At 71.8% G+C, this 24,319-nt stretch carries 21 protein-coding genes; 13 read left to right on the top strand and 8 right to left on the bottom strand.

From position 1 onward, the window contains the following. Positions 1-56: 56 nt before the first annotated feature. The 5 genes from OIE69_RS03935 to OIE69_RS03915 all read right to left on the bottom strand — a co-directional run bounded on the left by OIE69_RS03935 (position 57) and on the right by OIE69_RS03915 (position 5,057). The gene (locus OIE69_RS03935) at positions 57-863 is read right to left on the bottom strand and encodes a carbohydrate ABC transporter permease (protein WP_326580961.1); all 807 of its coding nucleotides are present in this window, start codon (positions 861-863) and stop codon (positions 57-59) included. A gap of 62 nt (positions 864-925) precedes the next feature. Next, on the bottom strand, positions 926-1,876 hold the full coding sequence (locus OIE69_RS03930; protein WP_326570516.1) for a carbohydrate ABC transporter permease: 951 nt from the start codon (positions 1,874-1,876) through the stop codon (positions 926-928). 7 nt (positions 1,877-1,883) lie between these two features. Then, positions 1,884-3,221: an ABC transporter substrate-binding protein gene (locus tag OIE69_RS03925; RefSeq protein ID WP_326570515.1), complete on the bottom strand. Its 1,338-nt coding sequence runs from the start codon at positions 3,219-3,221 to the stop codon at positions 1,884-1,886. A gap of 278 nt (positions 3,222-3,499) precedes the next feature. Next, complete coding sequence (locus OIE69_RS03920; protein ID WP_326570514.1) at positions 3,500-4,504, bottom strand: LacI family DNA-binding transcriptional regulator; 1,005 nt, start codon at positions 4,502-4,504, stop codon at positions 3,500-3,502. 151 nt (positions 4,505-4,655) lie between these two features. Then, positions 4,656-5,057, bottom strand: a complete 402-nt coding sequence (locus tag OIE69_RS03915; RefSeq protein ID WP_326570513.1) for a MarR family winged helix-turn-helix transcriptional regulator — start codon at positions 5,055-5,057, stop codon at positions 4,656-4,658. A 208-nt stretch (positions 5,058-5,265) separates the two neighbouring features. Between OIE69_RS03915 and OIE69_RS03910 the strand changes: the two genes are divergently transcribed. The 7 genes from OIE69_RS03910 (at position 5,266) to OIE69_RS03880 (ending at position 13,352) form a co-directional block, all read left to right on the top strand. Continuing rightward, the gene (locus tag OIE69_RS03910) at positions 5,266-6,039 is read left to right on the top strand and encodes a sigma factor-like helix-turn-helix DNA-binding protein (protein WP_326570512.1); all 774 of its coding nucleotides are present in this window, start codon (positions 5,266-5,268) and stop codon (positions 6,037-6,039) included. Positions 6,040-6,241: 202 nt separating this feature from the next. Beyond that, on the top strand, positions 6,242-7,390 hold the full coding sequence (gene tal, locus OIE69_RS03905) for a transaldolase (protein ID WP_326570511.1): 1,149 nt from the start codon (positions 6,242-6,244) through the stop codon (positions 7,388-7,390). After that, positions 7,387-8,937, top strand: a complete 1,551-nt coding sequence (zwf, locus tag OIE69_RS03900; RefSeq protein ID WP_326570510.1) for a glucose-6-phosphate dehydrogenase — start codon at positions 7,387-7,389, stop codon at positions 8,935-8,937. Before tal ends, zwf begins: the two co-directional genes overlap by 4 nt. After that, positions 8,934-9,968: a glucose-6-phosphate dehydrogenase assembly protein OpcA gene (opcA, locus tag OIE69_RS03895; RefSeq protein ID WP_326570509.1), complete on the top strand. Its 1,035-nt coding sequence runs from the start codon at positions 8,934-8,936 to the stop codon at positions 9,966-9,968. Before zwf ends, opcA begins: the two co-directional genes overlap by 4 nt. Next, entirely contained in the window at positions 9,961-11,610 is a 1,650-nt protein-coding gene (gene pgi, locus OIE69_RS03890) for a glucose-6-phosphate isomerase (protein WP_326570508.1), read from the top strand. Before opcA ends, pgi begins: the two co-directional genes overlap by 8 nt. A 93-nt stretch (positions 11,611-11,703) precedes the next feature. Next, entirely contained in the window at positions 11,704-12,591 is an 888-nt protein-coding gene (gnd, locus tag OIE69_RS03885; RefSeq protein ID WP_326570507.1) for a phosphogluconate dehydrogenase (NAD(+)-dependent, decarboxylating), read from the top strand. A gap of 89 nt (positions 12,592-12,680) precedes the next feature. Then, positions 12,681-13,352: a histidine phosphatase family protein gene (locus OIE69_RS03880; protein ID WP_326570506.1), complete on the top strand. Its 672-nt coding sequence runs from the start codon at positions 12,681-12,683 to the stop codon at positions 13,350-13,352. Between the two features lie 199 nt (positions 13,353-13,551). Here the strand turns inward: OIE69_RS03880 and OIE69_RS03875 are convergent, their stop codons facing one another. Next, positions 13,552-14,145 carry a hypothetical protein gene (locus OIE69_RS03875; RefSeq protein ID WP_326570505.1) on the bottom strand — a complete coding sequence of 198 codons (594 nt, stop codon included), beginning with the start codon at positions 14,143-14,145 and terminating at the stop codon, positions 13,552-13,554. Positions 14,146-14,396: 251 nt separating this feature from the next. On the opposite strand from OIE69_RS03875, the gene OIE69_RS03870 reads away from it, so the two are divergent. The 4 genes from OIE69_RS03870 to OIE69_RS03855 all read left to right on the top strand — a co-directional run bounded on the left by OIE69_RS03870 (position 14,397) and on the right by OIE69_RS03855 (position 16,988). After that, entirely contained in the window at positions 14,397-15,224 is an 828-nt protein-coding gene (locus OIE69_RS03870; protein ID WP_326570504.1) for an SDR family oxidoreductase, read from the top strand. Between the two features lie 122 nt (positions 15,225-15,346). Then, a complete protein-coding gene (gene nthB, locus OIE69_RS03865) occupies positions 15,347-16,012 on the top strand; it encodes a nitrile hydratase subunit beta (RefSeq protein WP_326570503.1) in 666 nt (221 codons plus the stop codon). After that, the gene (gene nthA, locus OIE69_RS03860; RefSeq protein ID WP_326570502.1) at positions 16,009-16,608 is read left to right on the top strand and encodes a nitrile hydratase subunit alpha; all 600 of its coding nucleotides are present in this window, start codon (positions 16,009-16,011) and stop codon (positions 16,606-16,608) included. Before nthB ends, nthA begins: the two co-directional genes overlap by 4 nt. Continuing rightward, positions 16,605-16,988, top strand: coding sequence for a nitrile hydratase accessory protein (locus OIE69_RS03855; RefSeq protein ID WP_326570501.1), 384 nt, complete (start codon positions 16,605-16,607; stop codon positions 16,986-16,988). The genes nthA and OIE69_RS03855 overlap by 4 nt, the downstream gene beginning before the upstream one ends. A 30-nt stretch (positions 16,989-17,018) precedes the next feature. On the opposite strand, the gene OIE69_RS03850 is transcribed toward OIE69_RS03855, so the two are convergent. After that, on the bottom strand, positions 17,019-19,262 hold the full coding sequence (locus OIE69_RS03850; RefSeq protein ID WP_326570500.1) for a SpoIIE family protein phosphatase: 2,244 nt from the start codon (positions 19,260-19,262) through the stop codon (positions 17,019-17,021). 241 nt (positions 19,263-19,503) lie between these two features. Between OIE69_RS03850 and OIE69_RS03845 the strand changes: the two genes are divergently transcribed. Next, a complete protein-coding gene (locus OIE69_RS03845; protein WP_326570499.1) occupies positions 19,504-20,409 on the top strand; it encodes an NAD(P)H-binding protein in 906 nt (301 codons plus the stop codon). Positions 20,410-20,912: 503 nt separating this feature from the next. Then, positions 20,913-22,883, top strand: coding sequence for a multicopper oxidase family protein (locus OIE69_RS03840; RefSeq protein ID WP_326570498.1), 1,971 nt, complete (start codon positions 20,913-20,915; stop codon positions 22,881-22,883). A 70-nt stretch (positions 22,884-22,953) separates the two neighbouring features. Here the strand turns inward: OIE69_RS03840 and OIE69_RS03835 are convergent, their stop codons facing one another. Next, positions 22,954-24,309, bottom strand: a complete 1,356-nt coding sequence (locus OIE69_RS03835) for a mycothione reductase (protein ID WP_326570497.1) — start codon at positions 24,307-24,309, stop codon at positions 22,954-22,956. Positions 24,310-24,319: the final 10 nt, after the last annotated feature.

The raw sequence follows: 24,319 nt of genomic DNA, 5'->3' as shown, positions 1-24,319 counted from the left end.
CTTCTGTGCTGGTGGGGCGGCGGGGAAGGGGAGAACGGAGAAGGGGGGGTACGGGGCTATCGGAGCGAGCCGGCGGCCAGTCCGGTGCGCCAGAAGCGCTGGAGGAGGATGAACACCACGATCACGGGCAGGATCGAGACCAGCGAACCGGTGATCACCGACTCCTGCAGCAGCGGGGCGCGGGCGGTCTGGCCGTTCCACTGGTAGAGGCCGAGCGTGATCGGGAAGAGCGACTCCTTCTGCAGCATCACCATCGGCAGGAAGAAGTTGTTCCAGATGGCGACGAACTGGAACAGGAAGATGGTCACCAGAGAGGGCGTCATCAGCTTGAACGCCACCGAGAAGAACGTCCGGAACTCCCCGGCACCGTCCAGCCGCGCCGACTCCAGGATCTCCTGGGGGACGGCGGACGCGGCGAAGATCCGGGCCAGGTAGACGCCGAACGGGCTGACGATGCTGGGCAGGAACACCGCGAGGTAGGTGTTGACGAGCCCGGTCGCCGAGAACAGCAGGAACAGCGGCAGCGCGAGCGCGGTGGTGGGAACGAGGATCCCGCCGAGGATGACGGAGAAGAGGAACTCCCGCCCCCGGAACCTGAACTTGGCGAGCGCGTAGCCGCACAGCGCCGAGATCAGGGTCCCGACGGCCGCGCCCAGCACCGCGTACAGCACGCTGTTCAGTGCCCAGCGCCCGAAGATTCCGTCGCTGCGGGTGAAGAGGGTGTCGAGGTTGCCGAACAGGTCGAAGTGCGAGAAGGCCAGGCCGTTGGTGGAGGCGAGATCGCCCTGCGGCTTGGTCGCCGCGACGACCAGGAAGTACACCGGCAGCAGGAAGTAGACCGCCAGCAGGAACATCAGCGCCATGGCGGCCGTGCGGCTGATCCGGCTCTCGCGGTCGGGGGCCTGGGTGCTCGTGGTCCGGTCGCTCACAGTCCCGCCTTCTTCGAGGTCAGTCGCATGAACCCGAAGCTCAAGACGAAGGTGATGACGGCGATGACCACGGAGATCGCCGCCGCCTGCTGGTAGTTGTTCCCGGAGGCCACCGTGTACGCGAGCATGTTCGGGGTGAAGGTGCTCGAGATGTTCGAGGAGATCTGCCGCAGCACGGCCGGCTCGGCGTACAGCTGCAGCGTGCCGATGATGGAGAACACCGTGGTCAGGACGACCGACGGGGCGATGATCGGCACCTTGATCCGCCAGGCGATCGCCCAGTTGCTCGCGCCGTCGAGCTTGGCCGCCTCGTAGAGCTCCTGCGGGATCGACTGCAGCGCCGAGAACATGATCAGCATGTTGTAGCCGGTCCAGAGCCAGGTCGACACGTTCGCCGCCGACCACAGCACGGCGCCCGGACCGAGGAAGTCGGGCTGGAGGCCCACGCCCTTGAGCAGGTCGACCACCGGGCTGAGCTGCGGCGAGTAGAGGTACGACCACATGATCGCGGCGATGACGCCGGGCACGGCGTACGGCATGAAGGCCGCGATGCGGAAGAACGACTTGAGCTTGAGCAGGGGAGTGTCGAGCAGCAGCGCCATCACCAGCGCGACGAAGAGCATCACCGGCACCTGTACGACGCCGAAGAGCCCGATGCGCCCGATGCTGCCCCAGAACTCGGTGTTCTGGAAGACCTGGGTGTACTGCTCGAAGCCGCCGAAGGTCGTGTACGAGGTGCCGTACTGGCCGCCGGTGCGGCGCACGACGAGCAGGCTCTGCCAGAGCGCGTAGCCGATCGGCACCAGGTAGAAGAGGACGAACGGCACGAAGAACGGGGTCACGAACGCGGCGATGGTGCCCGCCCGGGGGCCGCCGCCGTTGTGACGGCGGCGGCGCCCCTCGGTGGTCGCCACCACGCGCGTCGCGCGGGTTGCGAGGTCGGTCATGCCGCGGTCACTCGCCTGCCGCGGCCGGGATCGCCTGGTCCTTCATGGACTTCAGCGCGGCGTCCTGGGCGGCCGTCAGCGCGTCGCCGACGGTGCCGTCACCGGCGGCCGCCTTGGCCATCGCGTCCTGCAGCGCCAGGTTCACCGTCTTCTGGGTCGGGCCCCAGGTGAAACCGGTGTCGATCTTCGTGGACGAGTCGGCGAAGACGTCGAAGATCTTCTCGTTGTTGTAGTACGGCACACCCTGGGAGAGCGCGGGGAGCGCCAGACCGGCGGTGGCGGCCGGGTAGAGGCCGCCCAGCTTGTTCTCCAGCGCCAGGGCCTCCGGGTCGGTGTTCAGCCAGGTGTTGAACTTGACCGACTCGTAGGGGTGCTTGCCGCCCTTCATGAAGGCGACCGTGGAACCGCCCCAGTCACCGGACGCGGCGCTCGTACCCCAGGTCGGCATCGGCACGATCGACCACTTGCCGGCCTGCTTGGGCAGGTTGTCGCGGAACATGCTGTAGCCCCAGGCGGCGCCGACGTAGGTGGCGATCTGGTCCTTCTGGTACGCCGTGTACATCTGGGTCGAGCCGTGGGCGAGGTCGGTCCGCACCAGCTTGGCGTCGATCAGCTTCTGCCAGTAGTCGGCGACCTGCTTGCTCTGCTCGGACTCGACGGTGACGTGCCACTTGTCGCCGGAGTAGGAGTACATCTCGGCGCTGTTCTGCCAGAGGAGCCCGTTGAACCACTCGGCGTTGTTCGGGTCGAAGAACGTCATGCTGAGGTTCGGGTCCGCCTTGTGCAGCTTCTGCGCCTCGGTCGCGTACTCGTCCCAGGTCTTGGGGATCTCCAGGCCGTGCTTCTTGAAGATGTCGCTGCGCACGTACAGGGCCATCGGGCCGGTGTCCTGCGGCATGGCGAACACCCCGGTGCCGCCGAAGCTGGCCTGCGACCAGGTCCAGGGCACGAACGCCGACTTGGCGCCGGTGGCCGACTTGCAGGCGGAGACGTCCGTGAAGGCGTCCTGGGTGCGCAGGTTGGGCAGTTCGTCGTAGCCGACCTGCGCGAGGTCCGGCGCCTTGCCCGCCTTGAGGGCGTTGCCGATGGTGCCGTACTGGTCGTTGGAGATGTTCTTCGTCTCGACCTGGATGTTCGGGTTCTTCTTGTTCCACAGCGCGACGACTTCGTCCATGCCGGGAACGGTGTTCCAGTACTGGAGGGTGACTTTGCCCTTCGCGGGCGCGCAGGAGTCTGCCGCTGCGCTGTTACCCGAAGGAGCCGGCGATGAGCATCCGGCGAGTACGGCGATGCTGGCTGCCGCGGCGACGGCGGCGAGGCGGATGCGCGTGACTGTGCTGCTCATGGTTTCCGTTCCGGAGGACGACTAGCGAGGTCGCTAGACGGGTCGACGTTGACACCTCAGGCGGGACGTGCTGCTGAGAAGGGACACAAGCGCAACGGGTTTCCGGCGCAAGCACCGAACGCCCGTCGCAAGTAGGGGCAAAACCGGTTGTTCTGGTCCCGTGAGCGTTCACGTGAGCGTTCACGTGAACGCTCACGGGCTGATTGAGAATTGTTCGGAAGTGTGCGCTCCGGTGGCTTCAAGTGTCAAGGGTTTGCGGCGCGCACGGGTCCGGGAGGTTAAGCGGAGCCGCCCAGCCGCAGGTGCGCCCGGACGACGAGGTCGTCGGCACCGAGCGGTTCCAGCCCGGTCAGCAGGCGTGCGGCCTGGTCGATGGCGAGCGCGCCGAGGCGGCGCGTGTCGAGCGCGACGCTGGAGAGCGGGGGTTCGACGAGCGTGCCGAGCTGCAGGCCGTCGAAGCCGACCACGGCGAGGTCCTCGGGGACGCTTCTGCCCAGCCGGCGCGCCTCGCGCAGGGCGCCGATCGCGATGATGTCGTTGAAGGTGAACACCGCGCTGACCTCGGGGTGCGCGCCGAGCAGTTTCCTGAGCGCCGTCCCCCCGCCGTCGGCCGACTGCGGGGCCCCGACCACCCTGTCCACGGCGATCCCGTGGGCCGCCGCGGCCGTCGCGAACCACTCACGCCGCACGCTCGGCTCGGCGCGGCCGTCGTGGTCGAGCATGCCGATGTGCCGGTGCCCCGCGGCGACCAGGTGCGCGACCGCGGTGTGGACGCCCTCCTCGCCGTCGATGCGGATCGAACTGAACCGCCCCGTGTGGTGCTCACGGCCGATGAGCACCACGGGCAGTCCGCGGGTGAAGCGTTCGAGGTCGTGCTCGGAGCAGCTGAAGTAGCCGACCACCGCGTCCACTTGCGAGGCGATCACCTGAAGGGTGCCGAACTCCTCCTCGGCGCGGTCCCCGGTGTCGTAGACGACGACGTGCCAGCCGCGCGCCCGGGCCGCCTCCAGCGCGGCCGCGGCGACCTCGGTGAAGAAGGGGTTGAGCAGGTCGGGGATGACCAGTCCGATCGTGGTGGTGTCCTGCCGGACCAGGCCGCGGGCGAAGCGGCTCGGCCGGTAGCCGAGTTCGCGGGCGGCGTCGAGGACACGCTGCTTGGTCGCGCCGTCGATCTCGTCCTTGTCGTTGAGCGCCCGCGACACGGTCTGCCGGGACACCCCGGCGGACCGGGCGACGTCATGGATCGTGACCCTCCGGGATTCCGTTCCCGACGACGACACCATCGCGCACCTCCCGATCGTCGCGGGTGCCGGCGCGCCCGCAGGGCCTGAGTATGCACGTCCGGGACGCGGCGGCGCGAGATCGGGCCTCCGCACGACCGCGCGGGCCGGGGCCCGTCGGCGCGGCCCTGACCTCGGGAAAGGCGGCCGCGGGTCAGGTGGCCACGGCGCGCAGCGCCGCGCCGAGCGCCCGGAGGTCGAGACCCGCGAGGTGGTCCAGGAAGTGGCGGCGCATGGAGGCCAGGTGGGACGGCCAGGCCTCCTCCAGGCGGGCCAGCCCGGTGTCGGTGAGGACGGCGTTCCAGCCCCTGCCGTCCCGCGCGCACTTGACCCGCCGGATGTACCCCTGGCCCTCCAGCCGGTGCACCACGCCGGTCATGCCGCTGAGCGACATCTCGCAGGCGGTGGCGAGGTCGCTCATCCGCAACTGCCGGCCCGGAGCCTCCGAGAGGTTCATCAGTGCCTGGTACTCGATGAGGGGCAGCCGCTGTTCGCGGGACATGTCGGCGTCCAGCGCGCGGGGCAGGGCGTAGATGACGCGGCTGAGGGACCGCATAAGGTCTTCTTCGTCCGAATTGAGTGGATGTGGAAGTTCCGGGACTGGCTCCGGGTGGTGTGTGGTGTCGGGCATGCCCCCCACTTTACTTGCTTCGCGAAGGATATATATTTGCTGCGCGAAGCAATTAGCGCCGAACCGTGCGGTCCGGCGACCCCTGCCCGCGCCGCCGGACCGACTCCGCAAGCCATCCCGGAAAGAGACGCACATGCCTCAGTCGCTGACGAACGCCCAGCCCACCGCCGGAATCCGGTACACGGGAGCCGGCCCGGGCGGTGGCCGGCACCGGGGCCGGCGCGCGGACGGCGAGCCGTATGGGCGGGGGAGCGGTGCGGGCCCCGGCAGTGGCCGGCACCGCAGGACCCTCCGCACCTCGCAGGCACGGCCGGCCGTCGACGGACCGGTGCTGCCCCTCGGCGACGACGACTCCCTCGGGTACGCGGCCCGCTTCGAGCGTGATGTGCTCACCCACCTGGACCCCGTGTACCGGGCCGCGTCAGGCGTCACGGGCGACCCGGCCGAGGCGGAGGAGCTCGTGCTGGAGGTCTTCATGCGGGCCCACGCCGCGTTCCCGCGGCTCCTCGGCGGTGTCGACCACCGGGCCTGGCTCTACGACCTGCTGGCGGCCGCGTTCATCGGCCCCCACCCCGAGGTGTGCGTGCTGCCGCCGGAGTCCGGGGTCCCGTACGGTGTGCGCGCCCTGGCGCTGGACGACTTCGTGCTGCTGCCCGAGGCGGACGTCCGGGCCGCGCTCCTCGCGCTGCCGAAGGAGCAGCGGTTCGCCGTGTACCTCGCGTCGGTCGAAGGTTTCGAATACCAGGACATAGCCGACATCATGGACGTCGCTCCCTCGATCGCGGCGTACTGGCTGTACGACGCGCGACTGCGGCTGTGGGCGGCCGAGGGTCCGCGTACGGGGGTGCACGAGGAGGAGTACCTCTCCGGCGGCCTCGTGGGTGCCGGGCAGGCCGGCCGCGGGTGACGAGCCGCCGTTCGGGGCGGTGGTGCGAAGCGCGGGCGGGCCCGCTCGTCACCCGCGCGATGTGTGATCTTCGCCGCCTCGTCACGATCCCGAGGCCCGGACGGTCATCCCTGCCGGGACACCCCGCGACCTGCGGAAATCGGGTTCCGGCGGCCGGGAATCGTTTGGGGCCCGTCGCGGTTGATGCGAGCGCAGAAAGAAGATGATCACAGTGAACGAAGAAGCAACCGCAACCGCGGAACCGTTGCAGCGACTTGCCGCCGAGGGAGTCTCGGTCTGGCTCGACGACCTGTCACGCAGACGCATCGCCTCCGGCGACCTGGCCCGGCTCGTCACGTCGGGACGTGTGGTGGGCGTCACCACGAACCCGTCCATCTTCCGGGCCGCCATCGGCTCGGGGGAGGACTACCGGGAGGAACTCGCCGGCCTGGCCGCGCGCGGCGTCACCCCGGACGAGGCCGTCCGCACGATGACCGCCGCCGACGTCCGTGCCGCGGCCGACGTCCTGCGACCGGTGTACGAGGCGACCGGCGGCCGGGACGGCCGGGTCTCGATCGAGGTCGACCCGCGCCTCGCCCACCGTACGGAGGCGACCGTCGCCGAGGCCGGGCGGCTCGCCCGGCTCGTCGACCGCCCCAACGTGATGATCAAGATCCCGGCGACCACGGAGGGCCTGCCGGCCATCACGGAGGTCACCGGTCTCGGCATCAGCGTGAACGTCACGCTGATCTTCTCCCTGGACCGCCACCGCGAGGTCATGGAGGCCTACCTGGCCGGCCTGGAGAAGGCCCGCGCGGCCGGGATCGACCTGTCCACCGTGCACTCCGTCGCATCCTTCTTCGTCTCCCGCGTCGACACGGAGGTCGACCGGCGGCTGACGGAACTGGGCACGGACGAGGCGTCGGCCCTGAAGGGCAGGGCCGCGCTCGCCAACGCCCGGCTGGCGTACCTGGCGCAGCGGGAGTTCTTCACCGGCGGCCGCTGGGCCGCGCTCGCCGCGGCCGGCGCCCACGAGCAGCGGCCCCTGTGGGCCTCCACCGGAGTGAAGGACCCGGCGTACCGCGACACGCTGTACGTCGAGGAACTCGTCGCACCGGGAACGGTCAACACCGTGCCCGAGGCGACCCTCGACGCCGTCGCCGACCACGGCCGCGTCGACGGTGACACCGTCACCGGCCACTACGACCGGGCCCGGGCCGATCTGACGGCCCTGGAACGGCTGGGAATCCCCTACGACGCGGTCGTCCGGCAGCTGGAGGACGAGGGCGTGGCGAAGTTCGAGGCGGCCTGGGCCGAACTGCTGCAGGCCGTCGCAACCGCACTGAACGGCAAGGGAGCCGACGCGCGATGAGCAAGGACACGACCGGACCCGGCACCCCGTGGTCCAACCCCCTGCGCGACCCGTCCGACCGGCGGCTGCCGCGCATCGCGGGGCCGTCCGGCCTGGTGATCTTCGGTGTGACGGGCGACCTGTCCCGCAAGAAGCTGATGCCGGCCGTCTACGACCTGGCCAACCGCGGGCTGCTGCCGCCGGGCTTCTCGCTCGTCGGCTTCGCCCGCCGGGACTGGGCCGACCAGGACTTCGCGCAGGTCGTGCACGACTCGGTGCGGGAGTACGCCCGTACGCCGTTCCGCGAGGAGGTCTGGCAGCAGCTCGCCGAGGGCATGCGCTTCATCCCCGGCGACTTCGACGACGACGTGGCGTTCAAGCAACTGGCCGTCACCGTGGACGAGTTGGACGCGGCCCGGGGGACCAGCGGCAACTACGCCTTCTATCTCTCCGTGCCGCCGAAGTTCTTCCCCAAGGTCGTCCGGCAGCTGAAGAAGCACGGCCTCGCCGACGCCCCCGAGGGCTCCTGGCGGCGTGCCGTCATCGAGAAGCCCTTCGGCCACGACCTGGCCAGCGCCCGTGAACTGAACGCGCTCGTCCACGAGGTGTTCGCCCCGGAGCAGGTGTTCCGGATCGACCACTACCTGGGCAAGGAGACGGTCCAGAACATCCTGGCGCTGCGCTTCGCCAACACGATGTTCGAGCCGCTGTGGAACCGCTCCTATGTCGACCACGTGCAGATCACGATGGCCGAGGACATCGGCATCGGCGGCCGCGCCGGCTACTACGACGGCATCGGCGCCGCACGCGACGTCATCCAGAACCACCTGCTGCAGCTGCTCGCGCTGACCGCGATGGAGGAGCCCGCCTCCTTCGACGCCGAGTCCCTGCTCACCGAGAAGCTGAACGTGCTGCGCGCCGTACGGCTCCCCGGCGACCTGGGCGCGCACACCGTGCGCGGCCAGTACGCGCACGGCTGGCAGGGCGGGGAGGAGGTGCTCGGCTACCTGGAGGAGGAGGGCATCGACCCCGCCTCCACCACCGACACCTACGCCGCGATCAAGCTGGGCATCGACAACCGCCGCTGGGCGGGCGTCCCCTTCTACCTCCGCGCCGGCAAGCGCCTGGGCCGCCGCGTCACCGAGATCGCGGTCGTCTTCCAGCGGGCCCCCCACTCGCCGTTCGACCCGGGGGACACGCAGGAACTCGGCCAGAACGCGATCGTCGTCCGCGTCCAGCCCGACGAGGGCATCACGGTGCGCTTCGGCTCGAAGGTGCCCGGGACGTCGATGGAGATACGCGACGTGACCATGGACTTCGCCTACGGCGAGTCCTTCACCGAGTCCAGCCCCGAGGCGTACGAGCGGCTCATCCTCGACGTGCTGCTCGGTGACGCCAACCTCTTCCCCCGCCACCAGGAGGTCGAGGAGTCCTGGAAGATCCTCGACCCGATCGAGCGGCACTGGGACACGCACGGAAGGCCGGCGCAGTACACCGCGGGCAGCTGGGGCCCCGCGGAAGCCGACGAGATGCTCGCACGAGACGGACGGAGCTGGCGCAGGCCATGAGGATCGATCTGACCGACACCACGGCAAGCCACATCAACAAGGCCCTGGTCCAGGGCCGCCGCGCCATCGGCTCCCCCGCCGTCGGCATGGTCCTGACCATGGTCGTCGTGACCGACGAGGAGAACGCCCACGACGCCCTGAAGGCGGCGGAGCAGGCGGCGCAGGAGCATCCCTCGCGCACCCTCGTCGTCATCAGGCGGCCGTCGCGCACCACCCGCCGGCACACCCCCTCCCGCGTCGACGCCGAGGTACGCGTCGGCTCGGACGCCGGATCCGGCGAGGCGGTGCTCCTGAGGCTGTTCGGCGAAGTGGCCGAGCACGCCGACTCCGTGGTCCTGCCGCTGCTGCTGCCCGACGCCCCCGTGGTCGTGTGGTGGCCCGCGGACGGCCCCGACGCACCGGCGAAGGACCCGCTGGGCGCGCTCGCCCAGCGCCGCATCACCGACGCCTACGCCGTCGACCGCCCGCTGGAGCGGCTGGCCGCCCGCGCATATGCGTACGCACCCGGCGACACCGACCTCGCGTGGACCCGGCTGACGCCCTGGCGCTCCATGCTGGCCGCCGCGCTGGACCAGGCCGGGGCCCGGGTGATCTCCGCGGTCGTGGAGAGCGAGGCCGACAACCCCAGCGCCGAACTGCTGGCCCGCTGGTTCGCCGACCGGCTGCGCGTGCCCGTCGAACGCGTCGTCACCGACGGGCCCGTCGTGACCGCGGTCCGGCTGCGCACCGCGGACGGCGACGTCATCATCGACCGGCCCGAGGGCGCCGTGGCCCGGCTGTCCATCCCCGGCCAGCCCACTCGCGCTCTCGCGCTGAAGGTGCGCACCACCGCCGAGCTCATCGCGGAGGAGCTCCGCCGTCTCGACCCCGACGAGGCCTACGCCGCCGCGCTCCGCGCCGAGGTCAAGGCGCCCCGCGCGAAGGCGGTTCCGGCGAAGGCCCCCGCCGCGAAGGCCCGCTCCACGAAGGCCGCTCCGGTGCCGCCGCACAGCGAGCACCAGCACGAGAACCAGGAGAAGCACGATGCCTGACACACCCAAGCCGAGCCACCGCGCGCAGTGGGCCGCGCTGGCGGAGCACCGCGCCGCCGGCCGGCCGGGACCGCACCTGCGCGAGCTGTTCGCCGCGGACCCCGCACGCGCGCGGCGCTACACGGTGGAGGTCGGCGACCTGCGCATCGACTACTCCAAGAACCTGGTCACGGACGAGACCCTCGCCCTGCTGCGCGACCTGGCCGCCGCCACCGGCGTGTTCGAGCTGCGCGACGCCATGTTCCGCGGCGAGAAGATCAACGTCACCGAGCGCAGGGCCGTCCTGCACACCGCCCTGCGCGCCCCCCGGGACGCCGTCGTGGAGGTGGACGGCGAGAACGTCGTGCCGCGGGTCCACGCCGTGCTCGACAAGATGTCCGCCTTCGCCGACCGGGTCCGCTCCGGGGAGTGGACCGGCCACACCGGCAGGCGGATCAGGAACGTCGTCAACATCGGCATCGGCGGCTCCGATCTCGGCCCCGCCATGGCGTACGAGGCGCTGCGCCCGTACACCGACCGGTCGCTGGCGTTCCGTTTCGTCTCCAACGTCGACGGCGCGGACCTCCACGAGGCCCTGCAGGGCCTCGACCCGGCCGAGACGCTGTTCGTCGTGGCGTCCAAGACCTTCACCACCATCGAGACGATCACCAACGCCACCTCCGCGCGCGGCTGGCTGCTGGACGGGCTCGGCGGGGACGAGAAGGCCGTCGCCCGGCACTTCGTCGCCCTGTCCACCAACACCGGCAAGGTCACGGAGTTCGGCATCGACCCGGACAACATGTTCGAGTTCTGGGACTGGGTGGGCGGCCGCTACTCCTTCGACTCGGCGATCGGCCTCGCCCTGATGATCGCCATCGGCCCGCGGCGCTTCCGCGAGATGCTCGACGGCTTCCGCACGGTCGACGAGCACTTCCGCACGGCGCCCGCCGAGGCCAACGCCCCGCTGATCCTCGGTCTGCTCGGCGTCTGGTACGGCAACTTCCTCGACGCGCAGTCGCACGCCGTCCTGCCGTACTCCCACTACCTGTCCAAGTTCACCGCCTACCTGCAGCAGCTGGACATGGAGTCCAACGGCAAGTCCGTGGACCGCGACGGCAACCCGGTGGAGTGGGAGACCGGCCCCGTCGTGTGGGGAACGCCCGGCACCAACGGGCAGCACGCCTACTACCAGCTGATCCACCAGGGCACGAGGCTGATCCCGGCGGACCTCATCGGCTTCGCCCGTCCGGCCGGCGAACTGAGCCCCGAACTCACCGCCCAGCACGACCTGCTGATGGCCAACCTGTTCGCGCAGGGCCAGGCGCTCGCCTTCGGCAAGACCGCCGACGAGGTCCGCGCCGAGGGCGTGCCCGAGGAGCAGGTCCCGCACCGGACCTTCCGCGGCGACCACCCCACCACCACCGTCCTGGCGACCGAACTGACCCCCTCGGTCCTCGGCCAGCTCATCGCGCTCTACGAGCACAAGGTCTTCGTCCAGGGCGCCCTGTGGAACGTCGACTCCTTCGACCAGTGGGGCGTCGAACTCGGCAAGGTCCTCGCCAAGCGCGTCGAACCCGCCGTGACCGGCGACGCCGACGTGCCCGGCCTCGACCCCTCCACCGCGGCCCTGGTGGCCGCGTACCGCACCCTGCGGGGCGACTGACCCGGGGACTTCCACGGCGGCGCCGCCCGGACCCCGGGGTGCGCGCCGCCCGCCGGCCACACACCCGTGAGACACACAGAAGGAGCACCTGACATGCAACTCGGACTCGTCGGCCTCGGCAAGATGGGCGGCAACATGCGCGAGCGGATCCGCCGCGCCGGCCACACCGTCGTCGGCTACGACCGGGACCCGGACCTGGCCGACGTCGGCAGCCTCACCGAACTGGTCGACAAGCTCGACGCACCGCGCGTGGTGTGGGTGATGGTGCCGGCCGGCGCCGCCACGCAGTCCGTGGTCGACGAGCTGGGCGGCCTCCTCGAGCCGGGCGACATCGTTGTCGACGGCGGCAACTCCCGCTGGACGGACGACGAGAAGCACGCCGGGGAACTGGCCGCCAAGGGCATCGGCTTCGTCGACGCCGGAGTCTCCGGCGGCGTCTGGGGCCTGAAGAACGGCTACGCCCTCATGGTCGGAGGGCAGGCCGAGCACGTCGAGAAGGTGCAGCCGGTCTTCGACGCCCTCAAGCCCGCCGGTGACTTCGGCTTCGTCCACGCGGGCGCGGTCGGCGCCGGCCACTTCGCGAAGATGGTCCACAACGGCATCGAGTACGCCATGATGCAGGCCTACGCCGAGGGCTGGGAGCTGCTGGAGAAGGTCCACTCGGTCACCGACGTGCGCGAGGTGTTCCGCTCCTGGCAGGAGGGCACCGTCATCCGCTCCTGGCTGCTGGACCTGGCCGTCAACGCCCTCGACGAGGACGAGCACCTCGACGAACTCAGGGGTCGTGCGGAGGACTCGGGCGAGGGCCGCTGGACCGTCGAGGCCGCCATCGACCACGCCGTGCCGCTGCCCGCGATCACCGCGTCGCTCTTCGCGCGCTTCGCGTCCCGCCAGGACGACTCCCCGCAGATGAAGATGATCGCCGCGCTGCGCAACCAGTTCGGCGGCCACGCCGTCACCTCCGCGGGCGACAAGGCCTAGTCACCGCCGGAGCCCGCGCCCGTCGGCGCGGGCTCCGCACCGCCTCACCCGGACCACCCCTCCTGCGTGCCGAAAGTGGATGAACGACCATGGGCGACCTGCTCCTGCTCCGCCACGGCGAGACCGCGTGGACCCTGTCCCGACAGCACACCAGCCACACCGACCTGCCCCTGACACCGCACGGCGAGGGCGAGGCCGCCCGCGTCGCCCACCTGCTCGGCGGGCACGACATCGCCCTGGCCCTGAGCAGCCCCCTGCGCCGCGCCGTACGCACCGCCGAACTGGCCGGGGTGTCCGGTGCCTCGGTCGACCCGGACCTGAGCGAATGGGACTACGGGGGCTACGAGGGCGTGACCACCGCGGAGATCCACCGCACCCGCCCGTCGTGGAACCTGTGGACCGACGGTGTGGCCCCCGGGCCCACGGACCATCCGGGGGAGAGCCCCGAGGACGTCGGCCGCCGCGCCGACCGCGTGCTCGCGCGCGTCGAGCCGCTGCTGCGCGACCCCGGCGCGGGCGACGTACTGCTCGTCGCCCACGGCCACATCCTGCGCGTCCTCACCGCCCGCCGCCTCGGGCTGCCGCCCTCCGCCGGTTCCCTGTTCGCCCTGGACACCGGCACCGTCAGCCGGCTCGGCACCGAGCACGGCCGCCCCGTCATCAAGGCGTGGAACACCACCGGCGCCCGGGCCGCAGGCGCCCCGCCCGGCACCGTCCCCCCGCAGCGGCGCCCCGCGCACGACACGTTCCCGGGCGTGTGACGGGGAACCGCCCCGTCAGGAACCGCTGAGGACGGCCGGGCCGACCCCGAGCCCCCGCCGCTGCCTGCACGACGCGCGACTCCGGGTTTCCGTCCGTGCCTTCGACGTGGGTTCGCAGGCTGTGGTCTGTTCCTTGAGCATCTCGGCCAGGGCTGCCCGGTTCATCTGCCCCCTCCTGCCCTTGGTGTCGGATTTCCACTCAGTCGGCGCAGTGGAGCCGCTGTCGGGTCCAGAGAGTGAGGTCGCTGCTGGTGGCGACGGCCAGCGTGAGGCCGGAGGGGGAGAATCCGGCGGTGCGAAGTTCTGAGTACTCCGAGTGGAAGACATGCCACCATGCCTCTCCCACTGGGCCTTTGCGGGTCCCGCCGTCAGCGGAGAGGATGACGCGGTCGTGGGGCCATTCCGGGCTGACGACGTCCAGCGTCCAGCCGTCGGGGGTGGTGCTGTGGAGGCCGCCGCCGAAGAGACCGGCGATGCGGACCTGGGTGCCCTCGATCGGGCCGAGACCGGGGCAGGTGAGGTCTGGGTGGGCGTCGGGGGTGCTGGTGTCGGGGTCGGGGTCCCGGTCGCGGGCGATCTTCTCGCCGGTGACCGCGTCGAAGAGCCCGTGGCCGTCGCCGGAGACGACCATGGCGAGGTCGTGCCCGCTGTCGGGGTGGACGGCGAAGCCGATGCCGAGCAGGCCGCCGATGGGGGTTCTGCGGTCAAGTACCGTCTGCCACGGCTCCGGGGCCGGCATGACGGGGGCGGCGAGGTAGCGCTCGCGCAGCTTCTGCTGGTACTCCGTGATCAACTCGTCTCCTCGGTGCGATTCGCGTCGAGGATCTCTCGCGCAGCGGCCCAGGTCGACTCGAATTCGTGCCGGGTGATCTCGGTAGGGCCGTCGACGTCTTGCCAGCCGTGCGGACTGCCCTCCGCGAGGACTCCGTACCGCAGGCGCAGCCGCAGCCGCCACGACTCCGCGACTCCGGGTTTCCCCCGTGCCCTCGACGTTCCGGGAACGGACGGGCCCACCCGCCGTGCGGCTGCCCTACCGTGGGGCAGGTGAAGGTCCTCATCGTCGGCGGCAGCGGCTTCCTGGGCAGGGAACTCGTACGGCAGGCCGTGGCCGCGGGGTTCGAGACGGCCGCGACGTACCGCTCCCGCCGCCCCGGCGGCGTTCCCGGCGTCCCGTGGCACCACCTCGACCTCCGCGCCCCCGGCGGCACGGCCGAGGTGCTGGCCGAGGTCGCCCCCGACGCCGTCGTCAACGCCACCAGCGGGTACGGCGACTGGGAAGTCACCGCCGACGGCTCGGTCCGGGTGGCCATGGCCGCGGCGGAACACCGCTGCCGCCTGGTCCACGTCTCCAGCGACGCCGTCTTCTCCGGGGACCGGGTCCACTACGACGAGAACTGCCTGCCCGACCCCGTCACCCCGTACGGCGCGGCGAAGGCCGCCGCCGAGACCGCGGTGCGGCTGCTGGTGCCCTCCGCCGTGGTCGCGCGCACCTCGCTGATCATCGGCGACGGCGGATCCGTCCACGAGCGCCTGGTCCACGACCTGGCCGCCGGGGTGCGCGACGGCGGGCTGTTCACCGACGACGTCCGCTGCCCGGTGCACGTCCGCGACCTCGCCGCCGCCCTGTGGGAACTCGCGGTGTCCGACGCGTCCGGGGTGTTCCACCTCGCGGGGACGGACGCCCTCAGCCGCCACGAACTCGGCGCACTGATCGCCCGCCGCGACGGACTCGACGCCACCGCGCTGCCCACCGGGCGCCGCGCCGGCGGCCCCGTTCCCGGTCCCCTCGACGTCCGCCTCGACAGCAGCGCCACCCAAAGGCTCATACGCACACGTCTGCGCGGGGCCCGGGAGTTCCTCGACCCCCGGTAGGGAGCGGGCCTGACGGCCCATCGGATGGAAACGGACGGCGCGCGGGCCGTGTCGCCGGGAGCCGCGTTCGCCCGGGGGCCAAGCTGGTGTGCCAGTCATCCCGGCACACGAAAGGGCACACCATGGAGGGCATCGCCGACATGGGGGGCACCGAGGGATGGGGCCCCGTCCGGCCGCCGCGACCCGGCGAACCGGTCTTCGCGGAGCCCTGGCAGGCGCGGGCGTTCGCGCTCGCGCTCCTGTCCATCCGGGTGGCCGGTTACAACGTGGACGCCTTCCGGCACGCCACGGAACGCCTGGACCGCGCCGCCTACCTGGACGAGGGCTACTTCGGCCGGTGGCTGAACGCCGCGGAGCTGGTGCTCACCGAGACCGCCGTCCTCGCGCCCACCGCCGTCGAGACCCGTGCCCGCAACCTGCGCGGTGAGCACGTCGCGGAGCCGCCGGCCCCCGAACCGGTCCGCCCCGACTACGCCCCCACCGCCCCGGGCTCGCTCCGCACCGTGGACACCCCTGCGGCCTTCGCCGTCGGCGAGCGGGTGCGGGCGAGGGACATGTCCCCGCCCGGGCACACGCGGCTGCCGGGCTACCTGCGCGGACGCGGCGGCGTCGTGGAGCTCGTACAGCCCTCCGCGCTGCTTCCCGACACCCACGCGCACTTCCTGGGCGAGAACCCGCAGCACGTCTACTCGGTCCGGTTCGAATCCCGCGAACTGTGGGGCCCCGGCGCCGAACCCTTCTCCGTCACCGCCGAGCTGTTCGAGAGCTACCTGGAGACCCCCTCATGACCCCCACCAGCGGTCCTGACGACCGCCTCGCCCCGGCCCTGCGCACCGAGGCGCTCGAGCAACTGCTCACCGAGCGCGGCCTGATCGACCCGGCGGCGATGGACGCGATCATCGCCACCTACGAGACCCGGGTGGGGCCGCTCAACGGAGCCAAGGTCGTCGCCAGGGCGTGGACCGACCCGCTGTACAAGAGCCGGCTGCTCCAGGACGGCACCGCGGCCATCGCGGAACTGGGCTTCACCGGCCCGCAGGGCGAGCACATCGTCGTCGTAGAGAACACCCCCACCACCCACAACGTGGTGGTCTGCACCCTGTGCTCCTGCTACCCGTGGCCGGTGCTCGGCCTCCCGCCGAGCTGGTACAAGGACCCCGCCTACCGCTCGCGCGTGGTGCGGGAGCCGCGCGCGGTGCTCTCCGAGATGGGACTCGACCTCGCCGACGACGTACGGATCACCGTCCGCGACTCCACCAGCGAGGTGCGCTGGCTGGTGCTGCCCGAACGCCCCGCTGGTACAGAGCACTTGACCGAGGAGGAACTCGTGCCGCTGGTGACGCGGGACGCCATGGTCGGCGTGGCGAAGGTGACGGCGCCGTGACCGCACCCCTGGACGTCGACGGACCGGCCGCCCCGCCCCGCTCCAACGGCGAACTGGTCTTCGCCGAGCCGTGGGAGAGCCGGGCCTTCGGCATGGCCGTGGGCCTGCACGAGGCGGGGGCCTTCGCCTGGCCGCGCTTCCAGGCCGCGCTGATCGCCCGGATCCGGGCCTGGGAGGACGGGCGGGCCGAGGACGAGGCCTGGGACTACTACCGGCTCTGGCTCGCCGCGCTGGAGGACGTGCTCACCGAACAAGACGTGGTCCGCGCGGACGAGGTCACCACGCGCGCCCGGACCCTGGCCGGCCGCCCCGCGGGCCACGACCACGGGGATCACGGGGCCCACGGCGGTGACCACCACGACCACGACCGTCCGCACTGACGGCCGGCCACCCGTTCCCGGCCGGATCCGTCAGCCGTCCCGGATGGGCAGGTCCAGCGAGACGGTCTTCCCGCGGCCGTTGGGCGAGGTGTTCCACTGCCCGGCCAGGGCCTCCACGATGAGCAGGCCCCGGCCGTGCTCGGCCTCGGCGTTCTGTTCCGCGTCCAGCGCCAGCGGCGAGGGGACGGGCGGGTTGCCGTCGGAGTCCCTTACCTCCAGCCGCACGTGGTCCTCGAAGGCCCGCAGCCGGACGTCGACGTCGCTGCCCGCGTGGACCAGGGCGTTGGTCACGATCTCGGACGCGATCAGCTGGAAGGTCTCCGACAAGCCGGTCAGCTCCCACGAGCGCAACTGCCGGTCGACGAACGCGCGGGCCGCCTTGACCCCGTGCAGATCGCGGCGCTGCACGTGCAGGCTCGCCGTCCGCGGCGCGCCCCTGCCCACGGCGCCCTCGTAGCGGGCCAGGAGCAGCACCGCGTCGTCGCGGCGCCACCGCGGGCCGGAGACCTCGGCGACCAGACGGTCGGCCAGCCGCTCCAGGTCGGCCCCGGCTTCCCGGCCGCCGGCGCGGAGCAGGTCCTCGGCGCAGGTGCCGGGGTCGCGGGGGGCGGAATCGGTCAGGCCGTTGGAGTAGAGCATCAGCACGGATCCCGGCGACAGCGTGTGCTCACAACTCCGGTACGGGTGCTGTGCGGTGACGCCCAGGGGGAGGTTCGCCGGCGCGTCGAGGGTGTCGACGCCTCCGTCGGGCCGTCGTACGAGCGGCGCGGGATGGCCCGCGAGGGCAACCTCGGCGGTGCCGTCGCCGGTGTCAAGGGCGACCACGCAGCACGTCACGAGCTGCTCCGTGCCGAGTCCGGCGAGCAGTCTGCCCGTCCGGTCGATCACCAGGGCGGGCCGGTGGCCCTCGGTGGCGTAGGAGATCAGCGCGGTGCGCGCCTGGCCCATCACGGCTGCGCTGTCCAGGTCGTGGCCCTCCACGTCGCCGACGACGAGCACCATCCGCTCGTCCGACACCTTGATCACGTCGTACCAGTCGCCGCCCACCTGGACGGTGGTCACGGCGGGCCGGTAGCGCGCGGTGGTGGCGAGCCCCGGCAACTCGGAGAGCCCGGACGGCAGCAGCCTGCGCTGCAGGTGCTCCGCGACCTCGCGCTGCCTGGTGCCCAGTTCGACGCGCTCCACCGCCGCTCCCAGCATGCCGGCCATCATGCTGAGCACCGTCCGCTCCTCGGGCGCGAATTCGCGGGGCCCCGCGAACTCGAGGCAGCACACGCCGACGACGTGCGGGTGCACCTCGGATGCCACGGCGACGGGCCTGCCCCCGACGACGAGCGGCAGGTAGGCCTCGCCCGGCGGCCCGGCATCCCGCCCGCCGGAGCCCGCGTCCGGCGGCGGGCCCCCGGGCAGGAAGAGCGCGTGTCCGCGGACGGCCTCCACGGCCGGGGTGCGCGCGCCGAGCCGGGTGCCGTGCAGGGCGCGGACCATCGCGGAGGACGGTCCGCTGTGCCCCAGCACCCACAGCCGCCCCGCACGCACCGAGGCCAGCACCAGGGCGCGGGCGCCGAACGGGGACATGATGGAGTCCCGGGCGGCCGCGACGAGGTGGTCCACCGTCGTGGTCTGGTTGAGTTGCTCGGCGAAGTGACGCAGGGGGTACATCAGGCTGGCGCCGGCCGAGCCGGGGACACCGCGCACTCCCCAGCCCGGGGTGCGGATGCTCGAGTGGAACACCGGCACGAGGGCGGGTGTGGGGCCGGCGACGACGGCGGTGCCGGCGCGTGCGAGCCCGGCGAGGGCCGTGGCCAGTGCGTCCGCGATCTCCTGCAGCATCCTGCGGTCGGTGGGACAGAAGCCGCCGTGGCTCTCCAGGCGCAGCACGGTGAGCGCGCCGAAGCGGTGCCCGCCGGCGGTGACCGGGGCGGCCAGCGCCGCGTAGGGGTACGGCAGGGCGTACGGCTGGTCCGAGTCGGCCGGGTCGGGATCGGGCAGGACGGCCACCTTGCCCGTTGCGACGGCGCGGGTGGACGCCCGAGGCATGTCCATGCCCATCCGACAGGGCATCGTGAAGCAGGAGGGCGGGCTCCCGGCGATCATCGCCGCCCGTACCTCGGAGGCGTCCCGGCTCAGCAGATAGACCGCCGCGGACACGGCGTCCATCCGGAACAGGGCCTCACGGACGGCACCGTGCAGGACCTCCTCGAGACCCCTGCCCTCGGTCCGTGCGGGCCCGCCTTCGCGGCGGTGTTCTCCGAGCGCGCTGTTGCTCGTCATCGAACGGCTCCCTCTCCGCGAGTATAGGTGCGCGGGTGGCCGGTCGCCCTTGGGCGGGTCGCCGCGCCCGCGGGTACGGAGGCGGCCCGCGCCCGAGGCGGCCGCCTTGCCGCGCAGCAGATAGGAGCATATGCTCGTAATTGATCGGATGGCGGCGCCGCCCTCGGCGTCCCGTGCGCCACGGGCACCCGGGGCCACACCCGTCACCACGAAACCAGTCAACCCAGAAGGAGGCCGCCCGATGGCTGCCGGCAATCTTGTCCTCGTCACCGGCGTCGGCGGCGTGGGCCGTACCGTCCTCGAACTCCTGCGTGAACGGGACGTACCGGTGCGCGCGATGGTCCGCCGCGACGACGAGCGGGCGGACGCGCTGCGCGCGCTCGGCGCGGAGGTGGTCACCGGTGATCTGACCCGGCCCGAGACCGTGGCGGCGGCGCTGGAGGGCGCGCGGCGGATGTACTTCGCCATGCCCGTCTCGCCGGACCACCTGGTCGCGGCGACCGTGGTCGCGAGCGTCGCCCGCGCGTACGGGCGGCTGGACGCGCTGGTGGGCATGTCGCAGATGACGGTGTCGCAGATGACCGCGACCAGCACGGGGGAGTCCTACCAGCAGCGGCTGCACTGGCTGGCGGAGCAGGTGCTGGACTGGTCGGGCCTGCCGGTGGTCCACGTCCGTCCGACCTCCTTCCTGGACAACCCGTTGTTCACCGCGCTGGCCGCACGGTCGATCCGGGAGAACGGCACGATCGCGCTGCCGTTCGGCGCCGGGCGCACCTCGCCGGTGGCCGTGGAGGACGTCGCCCGGGTGGTCGCCACGGTGCTGCGTGACCCGGGCCCGCACGTCGGCCGGGTCTACGAGCTGACGGGACCGCGCACGGTCGACATGACCGAGATGGCCGAGGAGTTCTCGCGCGGCCTGGGGCGTGAGGTGCGGTACGTCGACATGCCGCCGGAGCGGTGGGAGGCCGAGGTGCTCGGCCGGGCCGGACTGTCGCCGCACGTGGAGGCGCACATCGCCACCATGGGCCGGCTGCACCGGGAGAACCGCTACGACCGGGCGTCGCAGGACGTCGAGCGCGTGACGGGCGTGCCCGCCCGCAGCGTCGAGCAGTTCGTCGCCGCCCGCCGGGACTTCTACCTGGGCTGAGCCCGTGTGAGCCGCTCCGGCATCCGGCGGGGGATGCCGGACGGAGGGCGCGGCGTGCCCCGTTCGGTGGGGCCGCCGCGTTCGGTTTGATGGGGAATCAAGCTACTTGCATGTACAAGTAGTCGAATGTTCTATTTGTTTGACCGAGCAAATAGTATGTGGGGGGCTCGGGGCACGCTGGGGGATCGCCCGGACACGAGTGCCGCACCGAGGTGGCGAACCCACCTCGTGGATGCGCGCTCCGGGAGCGCCGGACCGACACCACCCTTGTCGGGACCGGCCGGCAGGCCTCGATGTGCCCGCCCTGACGTGGAGTGCCGGACGGCCGACAGGCCCGACCGCATCCGTCTGCGCCGGAAGTCTCCTCGGGCCGCCGGTCGCCCGTTCGGCACCGCCGCCCTGAGGCGCGCGGGCCGCCACTCCCCAGACCCAGGGGAGCGCGCGCGTCCCTGCGAAGCCCCGCCTCCCGCACTCGTGCCACCCAGAACAGGATGAACACTTACATGTCAACGACCAGCAGGCGGACCGTTCTCGGCATGGCCGGGGCCACCGCCGCCGCCGTCGCCGTGGCCGGCACCGGAGTCCTCGGCTCCACCGGCGTCTTCCAGGGCACGGCGGAGGCCGCCGACGCGCTGCAGGGCGTGAACGAGCCCACGTTCACGACGCTGAAGCCGTTCCGCGACCCGCTGCGCGTCCCGCCGACGCTGCGCCCCAAGAGCCATGGGATCACGGAGATCGACATGGTCGAGTCCCGGGTCCGGCTGCACTCCCAGATGCCGGCCACGCGGATGTGGACCTACGCCGGCCACTTCCCCGGCCCGACCCTCGAGGTCCGCAGCGGGGAGCGGGTCCGCATCGCCTGGAACAACGAGCTCAAGGGCAGGACGCCGCTCAAGGCGGTGTGGGTCGAGGCGGAGGGCCCCGGCCCCGGGCTGCTGCCCTACAACCGTCCCGGCTCCGAGGGCGCGTCCCCGCGCCCCGAGGTCGAGCGGCTCACCGCGTGGACCACCGTCCATGTGCACGGCGGCCACCAGAACGCGCTGAGCGACGGCGCCGCGGAGTTCGGAGTCACCTCCGGCAACGGGCAGTTGGGCGAGTACGCCAACGACCAGGCGGCGACGCACCTCTTCTACCACGACCACGCCATGGCGGTGACCTCGCTCAACGTCCAGTCCGGCCTGGTCGGCAACTACCTGGTGCGCGACGCGGAGGAGGACCGGCTCGGTCTGCCCCGCGGCGAGCACGAGATCCCGCTGACCATCCAGGACGTGAACTTCGACACCGACGCCGAGGGCCGGCTCACAGGCCAGGTCCTCGCCAAGCGGATCCTGGGCCCCGGCTCGATGCCGATGCCGGGCACCATCCCGCCCGCCCTGGCAAGCCTGGCCCCGTTCACCATGGTCAACGGAGTGGTGTGGCCGTACCTGGACGTCCAGGCCCGCGCCTACCGCTTCCGCCTGGTCAACGTCTCCGGCGCCCGCATCTACCGCCTCGTCGTCGTCGACGAGGAGACCGGCAAGGTCGTACGCGGCGCCATGAAGCTGATCGGCACCGACATGGGCCTGCTCGGCAAGCCGCAGACCATCGACGAGGCGCTCTCCCTGTCGCCCGCCGAACGCGCCGACGTCGTCATCGACTTCGCGGCCCACCCCGGCCGCAAGCTCAAGCTCGTCAACACGATCCCGGGCCAGACCCCCGGCGCCGACCTGCCGGACTTCCTGATCCCCCACGCCGAGGTCATGCAGTTCCGCGTCGAGAAGAAGCGCCGCGCGCTCCACCCGCTGCCGACAACGTTGTCGAAGTCGTTCCGCAGGCTCACCCTCGCCGATGTGCCCAAGGACGCCACCGAGCGCTTCGTCCTGCTGGGCTTCGACAAGACCGGCGCCATGCCCCAGATCTGGGAGATGGAGGAGGTCCCGTCCGGCACGGCACCCGGCACCGGCATCGTCACCGTCGACATGCCCGGCGGCACCCGGACGCTGCGCCGCACGGGAACCATGTTCGAGGACACCACCACCTTCTTCGCCGCTGCCGGCACCTGGGAGAAGTGGCACTTCATCAGCGCCGCCCCCGAGGGCGTGCCCATCTACCACCCGATGCACATCCACCTGATGAACTTCCAGGTCGTCGACCGGCGGGCCGTCGACGCCTCCGGGCTGGACTTCGCCACGGCGCAGACCGGGAAGCCCATCACCCTCGGCGCACCGGTTCCGGTCGCCCCCGAGGAGTCCGGCTGGAAGGACACCATCACCGTCAACGCCAACACCCTGGTCACCGTGGCGGGACGGCTCGCCGACCAGACCGGCAAGGTGGTGTACCACTGCCACCTCCTCGACCACGAGGACGAGGGCATGATGCGGCCCTTCGTCGTCATGCCGTCGCCGGTCCACGACATCCACCGGATGCTGATGGACATGGGCCGGGGCATGGACGCGCACGACATGAAGCACGTGAAGAGCGGCATGAAGATGTAGCACGCCGCACTGCCTCGTGGCGACCGGTGCGGTCCCGTCCCGGGCCGGACCGCACCGGTCGGACCTCGGTCTACAGATCCAGCAGTGCCTGCTCGACGGCCTCGGTGAGCGCGGGGTGGATGTACAGCACGTCCCGGCCGACCTGGTCGGCCGTCTGCCCCAGCGACATGGCCTGGATCAGTGGCTGGATCAGTGTCGCGGCCTGGGGACCGATGATGTGCGCGCCCAGGATCCGCCGGTCGTGGGGGTCCGCCAGGACCTTCACGAAACCGGTGGTGTCCTCCAGGGCCCATCCGTAGGCGGTGTCCGCGTAGTCGCGGACGCTCACCAGGTAATCGACGCCCCGGCGGCGCGCCTCCTGCTCGGTCAGCCCGACGCTCGCGATCTGCGGGCTGGTGAAGACCGCGTGCGGAGCGACCTTGTTGGACAGGGTGTGCAGGTCGTCGGGGTGGAGCAGGTTGTGCCGGACGACGCGGGACTCGGCGTTGGCCATGTGCTTGAGCTGGAAGTGGTTCACGACGTCGCCGAGGGCCCAGACCCCCGGCACGGAGGTGCGGTAGGTGCTGTCGGTCACGATGTGGCCGTGCCCGTCGAGTTCCAGACCGCCGGCCGCCGCGTCCAGCCGGTCGCTGTTGGGCCGGCGGCCGGTGCACACCAGCAGCATCTCGGCCTGGACGACATGGTCGCCGTCGGCGCAGGTCATGCTCACCTCGACCCCGCCGGGGCGGCGCTCGACGGAAGCGACGGTGGCGCCGAGGAGGAGGCGGTGCCGCCGGGACGCGAGCTCGGTGAAGCGCTCGGACACCTGCTCGTCCTCCGCCATCAGCAGGCGCGGCCCCCGCTGGATGATCGTCACGTCCGAGCCGAACGCGCTGAAGACGTGGCCGAACTCGGCCGCGATGAAGCCGCCGCCGATGATGGCCAGGGAGGCGGGGGAGTCCTCGATCCGCATGACGGTGTCGGAGGTGTGGAACGGCACGGAGTCCAGTCCGGGGATGTCCGGCACGAGGGGCCGTGAGCCGACCGAGACGACGAAGGTGTCGGCGGTGATCCGCTCCGCACCCACCTGCAGCACCTTCGGCTCGACGAAGCGCGCCTCCTCGGAGTACACGTCGATGCCGTTGTCCTGGCGGTAGTCCAGCGCGCTGTCGTGGAGCGGGTCGATCCGCCGGAACACCCGGTCGCGGACGGTCTTCCAGTCGACCGGTTCGACGGTGGCGCGGACCCCGAGCCGTGCCGCCGCCCGCGCGTCCTCGGCCGCGTCGGCGGCGACGACGAACATCTTGCTGGGGATGCAGCCCCGGTTCAGGCAGGTACCGCCGAACCGGCCCGGTTCGACGATGGCGCAGCGCAGGTGCGCGAACTCCTCGCCGAACAGCATGTTGCCGCTCCCCGCACCGAGGACCACAAGATCGTAGTGCGGCATCTCCGCCCAC

The sequence above is a fragment of the Actinacidiphila glaucinigra genome, from assembly GCF_035918135.1.
GTDB classification, from domain to species: Bacteria; Actinomycetota; Actinomycetes; order Streptomycetales; family Streptomycetaceae; genus Actinacidiphila; species Actinacidiphila glaucinigra.
The sequence above is the reverse complement of the archived record's forward strand: the minus strand, read 5'-3'. Positions and strand labels throughout refer to the sequence as shown.

Bases quoted from the DNA above. Each gene is read 5' to 3' on its own strand.
- OIE69_RS03935 (WP_326580961.1), bottom strand. From the start codon at position 863: ATGGCGCTGATGTTCCTGCTGGCGGTCTACTTCCTGCTGCCGGTGTAC.
- OIE69_RS03930 (WP_326570516.1), bottom strand. From the start codon at position 1,876: ATGACCGACCTCGCAACCCGCGCGACGCGCGTGGTGGCGACCACCGAG.
- OIE69_RS03925 (WP_326570515.1), bottom strand. From the start codon at position 3,221: ATGAGCAGCACAGTCACGCGCATCCGCCTCGCCGCCGTCGCCGCGGCA.
- OIE69_RS03920 (WP_326570514.1), bottom strand. From the start codon at position 4,504: ATGGTGTCGTCGTCGGGAACGGAATCCCGGAGGGTCACGATCCATGAC.
- OIE69_RS03915 (WP_326570513.1), bottom strand. From the start codon at position 5,057: ATGCGGTCCCTCAGCCGCGTCATCTACGCCCTGCCCCGCGCGCTGGAC.
- OIE69_RS03910 (WP_326570512.1), top strand. From the start codon at position 5,266: ATGCCTCAGTCGCTGACGAACGCCCAGCCCACCGCCGGAATCCGGTAC.
- tal (WP_326570511.1), top strand. From the start codon at position 6,242: ATGATCACAGTGAACGAAGAAGCAACCGCAACCGCGGAACCGTTGCAG.
- zwf (WP_326570510.1), top strand. From the start codon at position 7,387: ATGAGCAAGGACACGACCGGACCCGGCACCCCGTGGTCCAACCCCCTG.
- opcA (WP_326570509.1), top strand. From the start codon at position 8,934: ATGAGGATCGATCTGACCGACACCACGGCAAGCCACATCAACAAGGCC.
- pgi (WP_326570508.1), top strand. From the start codon at position 9,961: ATGCCTGACACACCCAAGCCGAGCCACCGCGCGCAGTGGGCCGCGCTG.
- gnd (WP_326570507.1), top strand. From the start codon at position 11,704: ATGCAACTCGGACTCGTCGGCCTCGGCAAGATGGGCGGCAACATGCGC.
- OIE69_RS03880 (WP_326570506.1), top strand. From the start codon at position 12,681: ATGGGCGACCTGCTCCTGCTCCGCCACGGCGAGACCGCGTGGACCCTG.
- nthB (WP_326570503.1), top strand. From the start codon at position 15,347: ATGGAGGGCATCGCCGACATGGGGGGCACCGAGGGATGGGGCCCCGTC.
- nthA (WP_326570502.1), top strand. From the start codon at position 16,009: ATGACCCCCACCAGCGGTCCTGACGACCGCCTCGCCCCGGCCCTGCGC.
- OIE69_RS03850 (WP_326570500.1), bottom strand. From the start codon at position 19,262: ATGACGAGCAACAGCGCGCTCGGAGAACACCGCCGCGAAGGCGGGCCC.
- OIE69_RS03845 (WP_326570499.1), top strand. From the start codon at position 19,504: ATGGCTGCCGGCAATCTTGTCCTCGTCACCGGCGTCGGCGGCGTGGGC.
- OIE69_RS03840 (WP_326570498.1), top strand. From the start codon at position 20,913: ATGTCAACGACCAGCAGGCGGACCGTTCTCGGCATGGCCGGGGCCACC.
- OIE69_RS03835 (WP_326570497.1), bottom strand. From the start codon at position 24,309: ATGCCGCACTACGATCTTGTGGTCCTCGGTGCGGGGAGCGGCAACATG.